We start from the raw sequence: 15194 nt of genomic DNA on the forward strand, positions 1-15194 counted from the left end.
CTCCGCTGGCCCCCCATATTTCAAGGAGAGCGGTCATGAAGACGCGCAAACTCGGCCGCAGCGGTCCTGAGGTTTCGGCCATCGGCCTCGGCTGCATGGGCATGGCGTCCTTCTATGGACAGCCGTCGATCGAGGCCGAGGCGTCGGCCGTGATCCACCGCGCGCTCGATCTCGGTGTCACCTTCCTCGACACGGCCGAGATGTACGGCCCGCACACCAACGAAATCCAGATCGGCAAGGCGCTGGCGGATCGTCGGGACAAGGCGTTCGTCGCGACCAAATTCGGCATCGGCTACAATGCCGACCGCACCGCCCTGGCCGTGGACGGCTCGCCGGCCAATGTGCGCCGCGCCATCGAGGGCAGCCTGCAGCGGCTGGGGATGGATCACGTCGATCTCTACTATCTGCACCGGGTCGATGCGAACACGCCGATCGAGGAGACGGTCGGGGCGATGGGCGAGCTGGTGAAGGAGGGCAAGGTGCGCTTCCTCGGCCTGTCCGAGGCCTCGCCGGCGACCCTGCGCCGGGGACATGCCGAACATCCGATCACCGCGCTGCAGACCGAATACTCCCTGTGGAGCCGCGAGCCCGAAGACGAACTGTTCGCGACCTGCGACGAACTCGGCATCGGCTTTGTGCCTTACAGCCCGCTGGGGCGGGGCTTCCTGTCGGGCGACATCAAGTCGGTCGAGGACCTCGCGGCCGACGACTTCCGCCGCACCAACCCGCGCTTTCTCGGCGAGAATTTCCAGAAGAACATCGACCTCGTCCACGCCGTCGCGGCCATCGCGGCGGACAAGGGCGTGAGCGCGGCGCAGCTGGCCCTGGCCTGGGTGCTGGCGCAGGGAGAGACGCTGGTTCCGATCCCTGGCACGCGCCGCGTCCGGACGCTGGAGGAGAACGCCGCGGCAGCCGATCTGGTACTGACGGCCGACGATCTGGCGCAGATCGAGGCGGTGTTCCCGAAGGGGGCGGCATCCGGCCACCGCTATGCCGAAGCGGCGCGGGCGGCGTTGAACCGCTAGAGGTCTGGCTCGACGGCCCAGACCTGAATGCCAGCCTTCTCGAATTTTATGTGTCGCCCGGCGCTGAAGCCCGGGCACATCATGAAGACGTAGCGGTGTGACTCCGTCGCGCCGGCAAGCTTCAACATGTCCTTGTTGAGCTTGTTATTGCTGGCCGGGTGAGTGGCGGCGAAGGTTTCGGCTCCGACGAGGCCTGGAGTGATGCTCATGATGTCGAGAGGCAGAGACATGTGCGCGCCGGGGGCGACCCGATAGCCGCCGGCCTCCGGATGCAGTCCCAGGAGTTGCCGGGTCGCCAGCATGGCGACCATGTAGGTCCAGGTCTGATTGATTTGCTCGATGGCGTTGAGAGGACGATCCTCGACGGGGTGGCACCCGACGGGCTCGAACTTCAAAGCCCGCATCATGTCCAGCGGCGTGCCGGAATGTTCGAGCAGCCAGGAGCGCGTTCGCGCTGCTGAGGCCGCTAGCAGGTCCAAATGATGATCGACGTCGGCAGTGGATCTGATTTCGATCATCATCTAGCCGCCGATCAACGCCAGCCATTCGTCCTCGGTCAGGACCGCCACGCCATGCTTCACCGCGTCGGCCATCTTCGAACCCGCGCCGGGGCCGGCGACCAGATAGTCGGTCTTCTTCGACACCGAGCCGGACACCTTGGCACCGAGGGATTCGGCGCGGGCCTTGGCCTCTTCGCGGGTGAAGCGTTCGAGGGCACCAGTGAAGACCACAGTCTTGCCGGCGACCGGGGTGTCGGACTTCGGCTTCTCGGCGTCCTCGATCCGGGTCATCTCGGCGACGAGGGCGTCGACCATGGCGCGGTTGTGGGTCTCGCGGAAGAACAGGGCCAGCGCCCGGGCGGCGACCGGGCCGACGCCGGAGACGCCGGCGATCTGGCCGAGGCCTTCTGAGGGGCCTTCGTTGCGCGCCACGGCCGCCAGTCGGACCAGTCCGGCCCAGTCATCGGCGAGGGTCGCCAGACCGCGGCGGGCGGGGGCGGCGAGGCCGGGGAAGGCGAGGGCGATCTTCTGGTCGATGGGGGCCTCGGGCCAGGGGTCGGCTGCGGGCGGCGTCGCTTCGGCGAGGGTCGCCACGACGCGGGGCGAGACGGCGTGGGTCTCGTTCAGCCGCATCCAGTCCTCGCTCGGAATGCCGTCGGCGGCGGCGAGGCAGGCGGCCTCGAAGACCGGCCAGGTCTCGAAGGCACGGGCGAGGACGATGGAGGTCTGTTCGCCGATGTCGCGCACGCCGAGGCCGTAGATGAAGCGGTCCAGGGCGATGGTGCGGCGGGCGTCGATGCCGGCGACGAGGTTGCCCACGCTGGTCTCGCCATAGCCGTCCTCGGCGCGCAGGGCGTCGAGCTTTTCGGCGTCGCGGGCGAGGCGGAAGATGTCGGCGGGCTGGTTGATCCAGCCGCGTTCGTGGAAGGCGATCAACTGCTTCTCGCCGAGCCCCTCGATGTCGAAGGCGCGGCGGCTGCAGAAATGCTTGAGGTGTTCGATGCGCTGGAAGGGGCAGGCCAGTTCGCCGGTGCAGCGGCGGACGACGCTCTCGACGCCCGAGGCATTGGTCTCCTTCACCAGGGCGGTCTTCAGGGGGCAGATGCAGGTGTGGGGGAAGGCCCAGGGCTCGCTGCGCCCGGGGCGGTCGGGATCGACGACGCCGAGGATCTGCGGAATGACGTCGCCCGCGCGCTGCAGGGTCACCGTGTCGCCGAGGCGGACGTCGAGGCGGGCGATCTCGTCGGCGTTGTGCAGGGTGGCGTTGCGCACGACCACGCCGCCGACGGTGACCGGATGCAGGCGGGCGACGGGGGTGTGCGACCCCGTCCGGCCCACCTGGATGTCGATCCCCTCCAGCACGGTCGTGGCCTGCTGGGCGGGGAATTTGTGGGCGATGGCCCAGCGCGGGGTGCGAGCGACGAAGCCGAGGCGCGACTGCCAGTCCAGCCGGTCGACCTTGTAGACCACGCCGTCGATGTCATAGCCGAGGCCGGCGCGGTCGCGTTCGAGCCCGGCATAGAGGCCCTGGAGGCCGGCGGCGTCCTCGACCTTTTGCGAGCGGGCGTTGACCTGAAAACCCCAGCTTTCCAGCGCCTTCAGGGCGTCGGCTTGCGTATCGGCGAAGGCGGTCGAGGTCTCGCCCCAGGCGTAGGCGAAGAAGCGCAGGGGCCGCCTGGCCGTGATCGCGGGGTCCTTCTGGCGCAGGGAGCCGGCGGCGAAATTGCGCGGGTTGGCGTAGGTGCGCTGGCCCTCGGCCTCGGCGGCGGCGTTGAAGGCGTCGAAGGCGTCGTTGGGGGCATAGACCTCGCCACGGACCTCGATGACGTCGGGCCAGCCCGAGCCGGACAGGGTCTGCGGAATGTCGGCGATGGTGCGGAGGTTGGCGGTGACGTCCTCGCCGGTCCGGCCGTCGCCCCGCGTCGCGCCGGTGACCAGCACGCCGTGCTCGTAGCGCAGGCTGGCGGAGAGGCCGTCGATCTTGGGTTCGCCGACAAAGGCCACGACCTCATCGACGGGCAGCTTCAGAAAGCGGCGGATGCGGGCGACGAAGTCGGTCACCTCTTCGGCGGAAAAGGCGTTGTCGAGCGACAGCATGGGCACGCCGTGGCGCACCGGGGCGAACTGGCTGGAGGCGGCGGCACCGACGACCTGCGACGGCGAGGCGGCACTGGTCAGGTCGGGGAACAGGTCCTCGATCTCGAGTGCCCGGCGTTTGAGGGCGTCGTAGTCGGCGTCGCTGATCTCCGGGGCGTCCTGCCCGTGATAGAGGGCGTCGTGACGCGCCAGCTCGGCCGAGAGGCGAGCCAGTTCCGTCTCGGCTTCGCCCGCGCTCAGGTCCGGGATCGGTATGTCGGTCATCGGGAATCGGGCGGTTGGAGGACCTTCACCTGTAGCACCGGCAGTCAGGTGGGGGCCACGCGCAAACCGGAGGGATCCTCGACCGAAATCGGTTTAGTTGGTCGGCAGGGACGACCGGTCGTAGTCCGGGCCGAAGTCGAGGATGAAGACCGGACCGAGGTCAATCGTCTGACTGGCCGCGGCCAGCTGGATTGTCGCGGCGGCCGCGCCTGGGGAATAGTCACGCGTTGCCACGGCCTGGGCGAAGTACATTTTCCACTCCGGCCCGACCAGGACCTCCGCGCTGCCGATCTCGGCATAGGGCGCGGCGGCGTCCTGCAGGCGGACGTTGACGCGCGCGGTCTCCGCCCCCGCGGGCAACCGCTCGGCCCGCAGCCAGACGGCCAGCAACAGGACGTCGCCGTTTCGAACGGGCTTCGTCGTCGCTGATCCCGCGCCGACATCCCAGAGGTTGGTGCCGGCCGTCGCGACGTCGACCCGCAGCGCCCGGCCACCCTGGACGGTGGATTCGACGATGGCGTGGCTCTGGCCGGGTCCGTAGACGTTGAAGCTGCTGACGTGAACCGCATTGACCGCGCGTTCGAGCAAGGATGGGCGGGCGGTTGTGGGCGGTGCCTCCTGGGCCGTCGACGACGCCGCGTTGAAGATCAGGACCGCAGCTGCGGCGGCGATCGCCAGTCGTTTCATGTATCCCTCCTCTGCCGGGACACTATCGAGCCTCGGCCTGGAGCTCGCAACGGGCGGGGCACTCACCTTTTGTTTCGCCATGACAGGACGTTAACCTGACGTCTCGCGCCTGGCCTGCTAGCCTGAAATCGACCTTGAGGAGCTTCCATGTCGCACGCCCGTCTTCTCGCCCTGTCCACCGCGCTGGGTGGGGCCCTGCTGCTTTCGGCCTGCGGAAGCCTGTTCGGCCCGGAGGCGACGCCGCCGGCCGCGGCGGCACCCGCGCCCTCGGCGATGCACACCCAGCTGCTGGAAGACGTCCGCATCCTGTCCGCCGACGCCATGCAGGGACGCGACACTGGTGCGCCGGGCGGTGAGATGGCGCGCAGCTATATCGTCGGCCGGCTGGAAGGCCTGGGCGTCGTCGCGCCGCCGATGGGCCGGCTGCAGCCGTGGGAGATGCAGGGCCGGACCCGCGCCGGGCCCCGGACCTACAATGGCGTCAACGTCATCGGGGTGATCCCCGGTACGCGCGTGACCGACCGCTATATCGTCGTCACGGCCCACTACGACCATGTCGGCGTCAATGCCGAGGGCCAGGTGTTCAACGGCGCCGACGACAACGCCTCGGGCGTGGCGACCATGCTGGCGCTGGCGGCGGATCTGAAGCGACAGGCCCCGGAGCACAGCGTGCTGATCGTGGCCCTGGATGGCGAGGAGCACGGCCTGCTGGGCGCAAAGCATTTCGTCGAGGCCCCGCCGATGCCGCTCGAATCGATCGCCATGAACCTGAATTTCGACATGACGGCCCGGGCCGAGACCGACGGCAAACTGTGGGTCACGGGCACCTACCAGCACCCGACCTTCCGTCCGATCCTTGAGGGCATCCCGGCCAATGGCGCGGTCGCCCTGGCCTTCGGCAAGGACACGCCGCAGGACACCGGCGAGGACAACTGGGTCGAGGCGTCGGACCACGGGGCCTTCTACAGAGCGCAGGTACCGTTCCTGTATCTGGGCGTGAACTACCACCCCGACTATCACCGGCCGTCGGACGATTTCGAGAAGATCACGCCGTCGGTGTTCTTCAGCGCCACCGAGCTTTCGATCGCCTCGTTCCGGGCGCTGGACGCCGCGCTGGACCGCTGAGGCTCGACACGGCCCGCGGGGCGTGATGGGTTGAATGCCGGAGGACGCCATGCGCACCAGACTTCTCGCCGTCGCCGGCCTCGCGGCCATGCTCGCCGTCGCATCATGCGATCGCCCGGATACGCAAGGCGAGGCCCCGTCTGGCCCGGCCCCTGCCGCTCCGGCCGCAGCCTTCAGCCACAGCATCAGTTCGGACCTGTCCGGCTACTATATGCCTGCGACCGAGGTGCGGATCGGGAAGTGGTCGTTCGACCATATCTTCGTCGGCCAGGCGCAGGAGTTCGAGGCCTGGGAAGGCGGAAGCCGGAGCGGGACCTTCGGGCCGGTCATGCTGCAGTTCGACGACGTCACCAGCCCCATGGTCCAGACCGAGATCGGTGAGGCGCGCAGCATCACCGCGCGCGTCCTGCCGTCCACCTATTCGGTCACGGACAACCGCATCGCCTTCGAGGGCCGGTCAGCGGAGCTGGGCGCGGTCCGCTTCGAGGGCACGCTGGATCCCGGTGCCCTGGCGACGGCGCGGCGCAACCTCGGCGATGAGGGCGTGGTGGTCACGGGCCGGCTGACGGTCGGCGACGCCCCGGCGCAGGCTGTCCAGTTGCGCTGGTGGGCCGGGGACTGACCCCGCTCAATCGCCCGAGCGGATATCCAGCTTCAGCCCCATGGCCTCGGCCAGGGCCTTGCCGCGGCGGCGGGTCTGTTCGCCCAGCAGGACGTCGGCGTAACCCGCTGACGCCGTCAGGACGAGGGAGCCGTCCTTCACCCCGGCGCGGGCGTTGACCAGCAGCTGGGGCGAGCGGCCGGAGAGGTCGCAGGCCAGGCGGATCGCGAGACCGAGGGCACGGGCCCCCTGGCGCTGTTCCTCGCTGAGCAGGCGGGCCACCGTGGCGGGCTCGGGCGTCGCGGCGGACCCGCCGTAGCGGGCGTTGACGGCCACGGCCAGGAAGGCGCGCTCGGCGTGGGTCTGGCCCGGCACCGGCGCGCGCAGCACCTGATCGAAGGCCAGTTCGACGCGGTGGTCGGGATGCAGGCGCGCGCCGAGATCGGCCAGGCGGCAGGCGGCGTCAGCGAGGATGGCGTCGCGCTCGCGATCAAACACCGGCGGCAGGGCGGCCAGAAGGGGCGCGATCCAGCCGTTCAGGGCTCCGGGCAGGGTCGGTGAAATGCCCTGCCGCGCGCCGAGGGCCGAACTGCCCGCCAGCAGCGGATCGGCTGCAGCGATATCCGGCTCCAGGGCCTCGTACAGCAGACCCTCGCGCACGCCCCAGGCCGACAGGACAATGCGTTTCAGGCCCAGCCGCTCGATCAGCCCTTCAAGGACGAGGGCGGCATGGGGCAGGGTCTCGGCGCGCTTCTTCGACAGGCCGGGCCATTTCTCCAGCGCGGTCTTCGATGCCCGGGCGATCAGCCGGGCCGTGTCGAGCACCTCGGCGGCGTCCATTTCGTACTGGTGCACGATCCGCAGGGGGTAGTCGCTGACGCCCATATGGACCTGGGCCAGTGTCCGCCAGGCACCGCCGACGGCGTACAGGGTGTCCGCCCTGAAATCCCCGGCGACCTTGAGGCGGTCGGCGATGGTCTGGCGCTGCCGGTCGGCGTCGAAGCCGCGCGCGTCGGCCAGGGCGAAGGGGCCGAGGGGCAGGGTGGCACCGCGCCCGACCTCGCCCGCCGTCAGGCGCACGAGCTCAAGACTGGATCCGCCCAGATCACCCACCACGCCGTCGGCCTGGGGAATGCCGGCGAGCACGCCGAGGGCGGCGTAGCGCGCCTCTTCCTCGCCGGACAGGACGCGGATCCGCAGGCCGGTTTCGGCGGCCACGCGGTCGCAGAAGTCCCGGCCGTCCGCGGCCTCGCGCACGGCGGCGGTGGCGGCGACGAAGGTGTGGGCGGGCTGGACGCCCTCGATCACGGCGGCGAAGCGTTTCAGCGCGGTCAGGGCCTGGGCGGCGCCCTCCACGGACAACCGGCCGGTCGATGCGAGGTCCCGGCCGAGGCCAGCCAGCACCTTCTCGTTGAACACCGTCCAGATGGCGCGGCCTTCCAGCCGGTACAGCACCAGACGCACCGAGTTGGAGCCGATGTCGATGGCGGCGACGTCACGCGGCGCGCCGATCGCGGAATGCAACGCTTCCGGCATCAACGCTTCTTCCGCGACGGCTCGTAGCTGAGGTGGCCGGGCAGGGTCTTCACCTTGCGGCCGCGACCCGAAAGGCTGGGGTTGGTCATGAAATATTTGTGCGCCGAGAAGGGCCGCTCGGGGTCGACCGGCGTGACCCGGCGGTAGCTGCCGTCTGCCTCCAGCACCCAGCTCTGGGCGTCGTCCTTGAGGTTGGCGACCATGATCTGGTCCAGCACCTGATCGTGGACGGTGGCGTTCAGCACCGGCGTCATCAGTTCGACCCGCCGGTCCAGGTTCCGGTTCATCCAGTCGGCCGACGAGATGTACAGCTTCGCCTTGTCGTGCGGCAGGTCGCGTCCGTTGGCGAAGGCGACGATCCGGCTGTGCTCAAGGAACCGCCCGACGATGGACTTCACCCGGATGTTCTCTGACAGGCCAGGCACGCCGGGGCGGAGACAGCAGATGCCGCGGATGACCAGTTCGATACGAACGCCCCACTGGCTGGCGCGGTAGAGGGCGTCGATGATCTGCGGGTCGACGAGGGAGTTCATCTTGGCCCAGATCGCCGCCGGCTTGCCCTTGGCCGCCGCCTCCATCTCCTTGCCGATCAGGTCGAGCAGGGTGGTCTTCATGTTGAGCGGCGAGACGACCAGCGCCTCCAGCTCGTCGGGCTGGGCGTAGCCGGTGATGTAGTTGAACACGCGCGAGGCGTCGCGGGCCAGCGCCGGTTCACAGCTGAACAGCGACAGGTCGGTGTAGATGCGCGCCGTGATCGGGTGATAGTTGCCGGTGCCGAAATGGCAGTAGGTCTTGAGGCCGTCGCCCTCGCGCCGGACGACCACGCTGAGCTTGGCGTGGGTCTTCCATTCGACGAAGCCGAAGACGACGTGGACGCCCGCGCGCTCCATGGCGCGGGCCCAGCGCAGATTGGCCTCTTCGTCGAAGCGGGCCTTGATCTCGACGAGGGCGGTGACGTTCTTGCCGTTCTCGGCGGCCTCGATCAGGGCGGCCACGATGGGGCTGTCCTTGGAGGTCCGGTAAAGGGTCTGTTTGATGGCGATGACGTTGGGATCGCGGGCGGCCTGGCGCAGGAACTGGACCACCACGTCGAAGCTCTCGAACGGGTGGTGGATCAGCATGTCCTTCTCGCGGACCGCCGCGAAGATGTCGCCGCCGTTGTCGCGGACGCGTTCAGGATAGCGCGGCTCGTAGCCCTTGAACTTCAGCTCCGGGTGGCCCGAGGGAATGAGCTCCGCCAGCTGGGCGAGGCCCAGCATGCCGTCGACCAGAACGATGTCCTGCGGCGCCGCGTCCAGCTCGTTGGTGATGAAGGTACGCAGATCGTCGGGCATGGAGGCCTCGATCTTGATCCGCACGACCGATCCGAGGCGGCGCTGCTTCAAGGCCTCCTCGAACTCCATGACGAGGTCCTCGGCCTCTTCCTCGATCTCGATGTCGCTGTCGCGGATCAGGCGGAAGACGCCGCGCTCCAGGACGTCGCACCCCGGGAACAGGTGGTCGATGAAGAGCATCAGCAGGCTCTCCAGCGTCAGATAGCGTTTGCGCCCCGGGGTCGAGCGACCGTCGGTGGCCAGCGGCCAGAAGCGCTTCACCTGGGTCGGCACGGGGACGAGGGCGTAGAGGGTGCGGTTGTCCGACCGCCGCTTCAGCTTCAGCGCCAGCGAGAAGCCGAGATTGGGCAGGAAGGGGAAGGGGTGGGCCGGGTCGATCGCCATCGGCGTCAGCACGGCGAACAGCTGGTTCAGGAACTCGGGCTCCAGCCGCTCGCGCTCGGTCTTGGTGATGCGGGCGGCGTCGACGACCTCGATACCGACGCCCGTCAGTTCCTTGCGCAGCTTGCGCCAGCGGCGCTGCTGTTCAGCCATCAGTCCGCCGGCCGCGACATTGACCTTGTCCAGCTGCTCCGCCGGGGTCAGGCCGTCGGCGGAGAGGACGCGCACCCGTTCCCGCACCTGGCCCTTGAGGCCGGCGACCCGGGTCATGAAGAATTCGTCGAGGTTGTTGGCCGAGATCGACAGGAAGCGCAGCCGCTCGAGCAGCGGGTGGCCCGGATTGGCGGCCTCTTCCAGCACCCGGCCGTTGAACGCCAGCCACGAAATCTCGCGGTTGAAGAAGCGCGTCGGCGAGGCCATCAGGGCCTCGGACAGCTCAAGCTGGGGCGCGCGCGAGGACGGGACCTCCTCGCCGGTGGTCGTGTCGCTGATCGCCGTATCGCTCATGTGACCGGTTCTGGCCCGGCGCGACGATGGCCGCAACCTTGCTGTGACAAAGGAAAACGCCGCCCGACCCGGGGGTCGGACGGCGTTTCCTCCGTATACTGATGGCTTACCAGCGCCAGGCGTCGAAGATGACGTCGATGATATAGCCGTCGTATTCGTCGATCAGATAGATGTGGTTGTCGACCAGCACCCAGCGCGTGCCCTCGGGCGGATAGCCGAGGCCGTACGTACGCCAGTCGTTCAGCTGATAGCGCCAGAAGATCGACGGCAGGTAGTCGCCGACATGATAGCGCTGGCCCCAGTAGTTCCGCGGCACCTGGTAGTAGCCGTAGCCCGGCGCGAAATAGAAGCCGATGCGCAGGCCGTTGTAGCCGCGGAACCGGCGGTCGTTACGCCACCAGTCGCTGCGATGGCTGCGATCCCAGTTGCGCCGCCATTGGTCGCCGTTGAAGCGATTGCGGAACTCCCGGTACTCGCGGCGATCCTGACGCCGTTCGGAACGGTCCTCGCGACGATCCCGACGGTCATCACGGCGATCCCAGCGGTCGTCACGCCGGTCATCCCGGCGATCCCAGCGGTCGTCGCGACGATCATCGCGGCGATCATCACGGCCTCCGCGAGGGTCCTGGGGACGGTCGGGCCTTTCAGGACGGTCGGGCCAGCCGCCGCCGCCGCCGGCACCGCCGCCGGGGTTGGGCCGGTTAGGACGGTCCGGTCTGTCGGGGCGATCGGGACGCCCGCCGCCGCCACCCGCGCCGCCGCCACCGCCGGCACCGGGGTTGGGCCGGTCAGGACGATCGGGTCGGTCGGGGCGATCGGGACGTCCGCCGCCGCCACCCGCGCCACCGCCACCGCCGCCTGCACCAGGGTTGGGCCTGTCGGGTCGATCAGGACGGTCAGGTCTGTCAGGACGATCCGGCCGGTCAGGGCGTCCGCCGCCGCCACCCCGGTCGATGAGCGGCGGGGCCGTGGGCCGGTCAGGGCGATTGTCGCCGCCGCTGCGTTCGCTGGCCGGCCGTTCCGGCCGGTTCGGTCTGTCGGGGCGAGCTTCTTCCCCGTCCTGGTTCGAGGCACCGCGGCGGCCCCCGCCCCGTTCGCCGTCCTGGGCCAGCGCCGTCAGCGGCGCCATGGCCGGAACGGCGAAGGCCATGATCGCGGCGGCCATCATCAATGAGCGTTTCATTCTCGTCTTTTCCCCGCACGCCCCTGTCAGACGGCTTGATGTTACGGTCGCGCTTTCATCATGAACCGTGACTGAACAGACGGTGCCATTGCAAGCGGCTGGCCAGATACGAAAACGCCCCGCGAGCCGGAGCCCGCGGGGCGCATGGTCGATCCTCGATCGGGGCCTAGTAGACGCCCGACAGAACGCTGGCGATCAGGCCGGTCGCGATGGCGATCAGCACGATGTCATTGCCGGCATGGACGTAGCGATAGCCGCGCGGCGCGGGGCGCAGGTCGTAGGCGTACGGATCGCGCACATAGTAGTCGCGATAGGCGGACGGCAGATAGTGTCCGCGCTGCCAGCGCTGGCCATAGTAGCGCGGCTCGACGCGGTAGTAGCCGTAGCTCGGTGCGTACCAGTAGCCGTTGCGGGCACCGCGGTAGTCGCGGAAATCGTTGCGGCCGCGCCACCAGTCGCGATTGCTGCGGTCCCAGCGCTGTTCGCGGCGGTAGTCCTGACGGTCTTCGCGGCGCTCTTCGCGGAAGTCGCGGCGGTCGTCGCGGCGATCCTGACGGTATTCGCGGCGGTTGTCGTATTCGCCCTGGCGCCAGTCACGCCGATCGTCGCGCCGCTCCCGGCGGAAGTCCTGCCGGTCATCGCGGCGGTCTTCACGATAGTCGCGGCGGTTTTCGCGACGGTCGCCGCGGTCCTGGGCCTGGGCGGCCATGGGGGCGGCTGTGGCCAGCACCAGTCCGAGCACGGCGGCCTTGGTCAAGCGGTTCATGATCACTCTCCAACTGGGGGGACGGCGACGGCAAACCGGGTCCGGCCCGTTAATCATGCGCCACCGTCTCGCCGCGCGCATGAACTCTCCCTGAACGCGAATGTCAGGAAGAGGTGGTTGGTGATTGGTGGTTGGTGGCTGGCCGACACTCGCGGAGCCGGGCTGACGGCGCCGCCCTTCCGCCGTCAGTGAAGCTGCAATCACCAGCCACCAGTCACCAACCACCCGCCATTGCACTCAATCGGCCCGCCGCCCACCTGTGACCCAGCTTCACAGGACACGCCCATGACCGCGCCGATCGAACTCTGGTACTGGCCCACGCCCAACGGCTGGAAGATCTCCATCGCCCTGGAGGAGATGGGACTGCCCTATGAGATGAAGCCGGTGAACATCGGCGCGGGCGAGCAGTTCGGGGCGGCCTTCCGGGCCATCAGCCCGAACGGCCGGATGCCGGCCATCGTCGATCCGGACGGGCCGGACGGCCAGCCGCTGTCGATCTTCGAGTCCGGAGCCATCCTGCAGTACCTCGGGGTGAAGTCCGGGCAGTTCTATCCGCAGGACCCGCGCGGCAAGGCCGAGGTCGATCAGTGGCTGTTCTGGCAGGTCGGCGGCCTGGGGCCGATGGCGGGCCAGACGCATCATTTCCGGCAATACGCCCCGGCCATCGTCAGGGATCAGCGCCAGATCGCCTATGGCGTCCGCCGCTATACGGACGAGACGCACAGGCTCTATGGCGTGATGGACCGGCGGCTGGCGGACCGTGACTATCTGGCGGGCGACTACTCCATCGCCGACATGGCGGCCTGGCCGTGGATCCTGCCGGAGCTGCAGGGACAGGACCTCGCTGGGTTCCCGAACCTCAAGGCCTGGATGGAGCGGGTCGGTGCCCGGCCCGCCGTGATCGCCGGCCGGGCTCTCGGTGAAGAGATGCGCCGCAACCTCGCCTCGTCGGGCAAGGCCGCCGAGGCGGCCCGCAAGGTGCTGTTCGGACAGCGGGCGCGGTAACCCTTCGTAAGGCTCCCGGTCATGCTCTGTTAGCAGGTGTGAATCAGGGATTTCCGAACTATTTCAGAGGTCTGAACAAGGGCGGAGTATTCGGTCGAACTGTACTGAAAAGGCCCGTAACGGCCCGCGCTGTTAACTTTACCTTCAAGCCCCGGGTATTTGATCGCGTCTCAGAGGACGGGGCCAGAAAGGCGCCGGTTCGGGAGATACGGTGATGAACGCGCAAGAAATGGCGCCCACGGCCAACGAAGAGCAGGGCCTGCCCCTGCCGACCGCCGACATGAGCGGCGACGACCTTTTCCGGCTGGGCATGATGTATTCGAGCGGCCAGGGCGGTTGCCCCATGGACCGCGTCTCGGCCCATATGATCTTCAACCTTGCCGCCATGAAGGGCAGCATCGAAGCGCGCGTCTATCGCCGCGAGATGAGCCAGGAGATGGAGCAGGACGAGATCGCCGAAGCCCAGAAGGCCGCGCGCCGCTGGATCGACGCGGGCGTGGTCTCGCTGGCCGCCTGAGGATCGCCGTCAGGCGCCGCGATCAGCGGGCCTGACGGGTGACGCGTACCGCGACCTCGTTGCGGCGAAGCGGCGGCAGGGTCCAGGGCGGGTCATAGAACCAGACGACCGGATCGCCCGCCGCAGCCCAGCCGCTGCCGGTCAGGGCGGCGTCCAGTTCGGCTTCCTTTACGGCGACCGCCTGGGCGGATCCTGTTCCGGAAAAGCGCAGCACCGCATAGGTCTCGGCCGGAACCACGGCCAGAACGACGGCCGGGTCCCGTGGCACGGGCAGGCTGGCCATCGTATATTCCGACGGCATGAAGAACTGGATCGTCCAGCGATCCTGCCCCACCGCCCCCTGGGCGACGGGCGCAGTCATGGCGATGCTCTGTGACCGGCCCGATGCTCCCTCGCCCGCCTGGGCGACCGGGGCCGTCATGGCGATGCTGGTCCGGGCCGTATTGCCCCCGAAAATATAGCCGGCCAGGCGCTGGAAGCCGCGATTGCGCGCCGCCTCGCTGGAACCCGTGACCACGGTCTGGGCGGCAATCCGCTCGCCATAGGTGCGGATCTCGACGGCACCGACGCGCGCCACCTCCGTAAAGGCCGGCTCCTCGGTGCCGGAGCGAACGCCGACGGTCGAACAGGCGGAGGTCAGCAGGGCCGCAGCCACGGCGACGATTTTCGATTTCATGATCGTGCGGTCCATACCTTGAGTGCGCCCCCTACATGGGGCTGATCGCGTCGCTTCGCCCGTGTCCATCTTGTCGCAGACCGGTGTTCAGTCTTTGCCGATCCCCGCATGGGGCGAGAGGGGGGCGAATTCGGCGGGCGTCCGGGTCATCCGGGCCTGGATGGCGGCCAGAATGTCCGCCGTGTTCCAGATCGAGCCCTGCATCACCGCCACCCATTCCAGCCCCTCGGCGACCGTGTGATCCCGCGCATAGGTCACCGCGGCCTTGGAGCCGGAAATCGCCAGCGGGGCCTTGGCGGCGATGGCATGGGCCATCTCCAGCGCGGCGGCCACCAACGCCTCTGCGTCGGGCAGGACCGCATTGACGAAGCCCAGGCGCTCGGCCCGGTCGGCCGTCAGCGACGTGCCGAGATAGGCCAGTTCGCGAACCACGGCTTCGGGCAGGACATAGGGCAGGCGCTGCAGGCTGCCGACATCGGCCATCATACCGATATTGATCTCCTCGATGCGGAAGTAGGCACCCGCCGCCGCCAGCCGCAGGTCACAGGCGGAGACGAGGTCCAGCCCCGCGCCGACGCAGGCCCCCTGGACGGCCGCGATCACGGGGAACCGCACCTTCTCGACCGAGGTCAGTGTGTCCTGCAGGTCCCGCGCGGCCTGATGGAAGGCCTGCCGCTGGGCGGGCGTGTCGGTCTGGAGGATGGCACCGCCCGAGAAGACCGAGATGTCCATGCCCGCGCAGAAATTGCGGCCCTCGCCCGAGATGACCAGGGCGCGGACCTCGCCCGTCGCATCCAGTGCCTTCAGCGCGGGACCGAAGTCGCGCCAGAACGACAGGTCCAGGGCATTGGACGCTTCCGGGCGGGACAGCCGCAGATGGGCGACGGCGCCGTCGCGGGTGATCTCGAAGGCCGACATGGGTCTTTCGCTCCTGTGCGGAATCTGCGTCTTTGGCGTCTCAAGCGTTTTCTATTGAAACCAACCGGGAGC

General features: G+C 68.7%; 14 protein-coding genes. 5 read left to right on the top strand and 9 right to left on the bottom strand.

The annotated features are described in order from the left end of the window. The first annotated feature begins 35 nt into the window (after positions 1–35). Positions 36–1025: an aldo/keto reductase gene (locus KB221_06280; protein WIY70626.1), complete on the top strand. Its 990-nt coding sequence runs from the start codon at positions 36–38 to the stop codon at positions 1023–1025. On the opposite strand, the gene KB221_06285 is transcribed toward KB221_06280, so the two are convergent. From KB221_06285 to KB221_06295, 3 genes are all read right to left on the bottom strand, one after another. Continuing rightward, positions 1022–1546 carry a hypothetical protein gene (locus tag KB221_06285; GenBank protein ID WIY70627.1) on the bottom strand — a complete coding sequence of 175 codons (525 nt, stop codon included), beginning with the start codon at positions 1544–1546 and terminating at the stop codon, positions 1022–1024. The two genes, KB221_06280 and KB221_06285, sit on opposite strands and share 4 nt — an antisense overlap. Beyond that, entirely contained in the window at positions 1547–3886 is a 2340-nt protein-coding gene (gene ligA, locus KB221_06290) for an NAD-dependent DNA ligase LigA (GenBank protein ID WIY70628.1), read from the bottom strand. Positions 3887–3979: 93 nt separating this feature from the next. Continuing rightward, positions 3980–4573 (bottom strand): hypothetical protein, encoded by a 594-nt coding sequence (locus KB221_06295; protein ID WIY70629.1) that lies wholly within the window; start codon positions 4571–4573, stop codon positions 3980–3982. A gap of 147 nt (positions 4574–4720) precedes the next feature. Between KB221_06295 and KB221_06300 the strand changes: the two genes are divergently transcribed. Together KB221_06300 and KB221_06305 are read left to right on the top strand one after the other, a co-directional pair. Continuing rightward, positions 4721–5698 (top strand): M28 family peptidase, encoded by a 978-nt coding sequence (locus tag KB221_06300; GenBank protein ID WIY70630.1) that lies wholly within the window; start codon positions 4721–4723, stop codon positions 5696–5698. Positions 5699–5747: 49 nt separating this feature from the next. Next, complete coding sequence (locus KB221_06305; protein WIY70631.1) at positions 5748–6320, top strand: hypothetical protein; 573 nt, start codon at positions 5748–5750, stop codon at positions 6318–6320. A 6-nt stretch (positions 6321–6326) separates the two neighbouring features. Here the strand turns inward: KB221_06305 and KB221_06310 are convergent, their stop codons facing one another. The 4 genes from KB221_06310 to KB221_06325 all read right to left on the bottom strand — a co-directional run bounded on the left by KB221_06310 (position 6327) and on the right by KB221_06325 (position 12006). Next, positions 6327–7835 (bottom strand): Ppx/GppA phosphatase family protein, encoded by a 1509-nt coding sequence (locus KB221_06310; protein WIY70632.1) that lies wholly within the window; start codon positions 7833–7835, stop codon positions 6327–6329. Then, positions 7835–10057: an RNA degradosome polyphosphate kinase gene (locus KB221_06315; GenBank protein WIY70633.1), complete on the bottom strand. Its 2223-nt coding sequence runs from the start codon at positions 10055–10057 to the stop codon at positions 7835–7837. Before KB221_06315 ends, KB221_06310 begins: the two co-directional genes overlap by 1 nt. A 106-nt stretch (positions 10058–10163) precedes the next feature. Next, entirely contained in the window at positions 10164–11240 is a 1077-nt protein-coding gene (locus KB221_06320; GenBank protein WIY70634.1) for an RcnB family protein, read from the bottom strand. A 166-nt stretch (positions 11241–11406) separates the two neighbouring features. After that, positions 11407–12006: an RcnB family protein gene (locus tag KB221_06325; protein ID WIY70635.1), complete on the bottom strand. Its 600-nt coding sequence runs from the start codon at positions 12004–12006 to the stop codon at positions 11407–11409. A 285-nt stretch (positions 12007–12291) separates the two neighbouring features. On the opposite strand from KB221_06325, the gene KB221_06330 reads away from it, so the two are divergent. Together KB221_06330 and KB221_06335 are read left to right on the top strand one after the other, a co-directional pair. Then, entirely contained in the window at positions 12292–13011 is a 720-nt protein-coding gene (locus KB221_06330) for a glutathione S-transferase N-terminal domain-containing protein (GenBank protein ID WIY70636.1), read from the top strand. A gap of 214 nt (positions 13012–13225) precedes the next feature. Further along, positions 13226–13528 carry a sel1 repeat family protein gene (locus tag KB221_06335; protein ID WIY70637.1) on the top strand — a complete coding sequence of 101 codons (303 nt, stop codon included), beginning with the start codon at positions 13226–13228 and terminating at the stop codon, positions 13526–13528. Between the two features lie 22 nt (positions 13529–13550). Here the strand turns inward: KB221_06335 and KB221_06340 are convergent, their stop codons facing one another. Together KB221_06340 and KB221_06345 are read right to left on the bottom strand one after the other, a co-directional pair. Continuing rightward, on the bottom strand, positions 13551–14204 hold the full coding sequence (locus tag KB221_06340) for a heme-binding protein (GenBank protein WIY70638.1): 654 nt from the start codon (positions 14202–14204) through the stop codon (positions 13551–13553). 87 nt (positions 14205–14291) lie between these two features. Beyond that, positions 14292–15122, bottom strand: coding sequence for an enoyl-CoA hydratase-related protein (locus tag KB221_06345; GenBank protein WIY70639.1), 831 nt, complete (start codon positions 15120–15122; stop codon positions 14292–14294). Between the last annotated feature and the right edge of the window lie 72 nt (positions 15123–15194).

This window comes from Aquidulcibacter paucihalophilus, from assembly GCA_030285985.1.
Classification (GTDB): Bacteria; Pseudomonadota; Alphaproteobacteria; order Caulobacterales; family Caulobacteraceae; genus Brevundimonas.

Excerpts from the sequence above, each read along its gene's own strand:
- KB221_06280 (WIY70626.1), top strand. The coding sequence starts at position 36 with ATGAAGACGCGCAAACTCGGCCGCAGCGGTCCTGAGGTTTCGGCCATC.
- KB221_06285 (WIY70627.1), bottom strand. The coding sequence starts at position 1,546 with ATGATGATCGAAATCAGATCCACTGCCGACGTCGATCATCATTTGGAC.
- ligA (WIY70628.1), bottom strand. The coding sequence starts at position 3,886 with ATGACCGACATACCGATCCCGGACCTGAGCGCGGGCGAAGCCGAGACG.
- KB221_06295 (WIY70629.1), bottom strand. The coding sequence starts at position 4,573 with ATGAAACGACTGGCGATCGCCGCCGCAGCTGCGGTCCTGATCTTCAAC.
- KB221_06300 (WIY70630.1), top strand. The coding sequence starts at position 4,721 with ATGTCGCACGCCCGTCTTCTCGCCCTGTCCACCGCGCTGGGTGGGGCC.
- KB221_06305 (WIY70631.1), top strand. The coding sequence starts at position 5,748 with ATGCGCACCAGACTTCTCGCCGTCGCCGGCCTCGCGGCCATGCTCGCC.
- KB221_06310 (WIY70632.1), bottom strand. The coding sequence starts at position 7,835 with ATGCCGGAAGCGTTGCATTCCGCGATCGGCGCGCCGCGTGACGTCGCC.
- KB221_06315 (WIY70633.1), bottom strand. The coding sequence starts at position 10,057 with ATGAGCGATACGGCGATCAGCGACACGACCACCGGCGAGGAGGTCCCG.
- KB221_06320 (WIY70634.1), bottom strand. The coding sequence starts at position 11,240 with ATGAAACGCTCATTGATGATGGCCGCCGCGATCATGGCCTTCGCCGTT.
- KB221_06325 (WIY70635.1), bottom strand. The coding sequence starts at position 12,006 with ATGAACCGCTTGACCAAGGCCGCCGTGCTCGGACTGGTGCTGGCCACA.
- KB221_06330 (WIY70636.1), top strand. The coding sequence starts at position 12,292 with ATGACCGCGCCGATCGAACTCTGGTACTGGCCCACGCCCAACGGCTGG.
- KB221_06335 (WIY70637.1), top strand. The coding sequence starts at position 13,226 with ATGAACGCGCAAGAAATGGCGCCCACGGCCAACGAAGAGCAGGGCCTG.
- KB221_06340 (WIY70638.1), bottom strand. The coding sequence starts at position 14,204 with ATGAAATCGAAAATCGTCGCCGTGGCTGCGGCCCTGCTGACCTCCGCC.
- KB221_06345 (WIY70639.1), bottom strand. The coding sequence starts at position 15,122 with ATGTCGGCCTTCGAGATCACCCGCGACGGCGCCGTCGCCCATCTGCGG.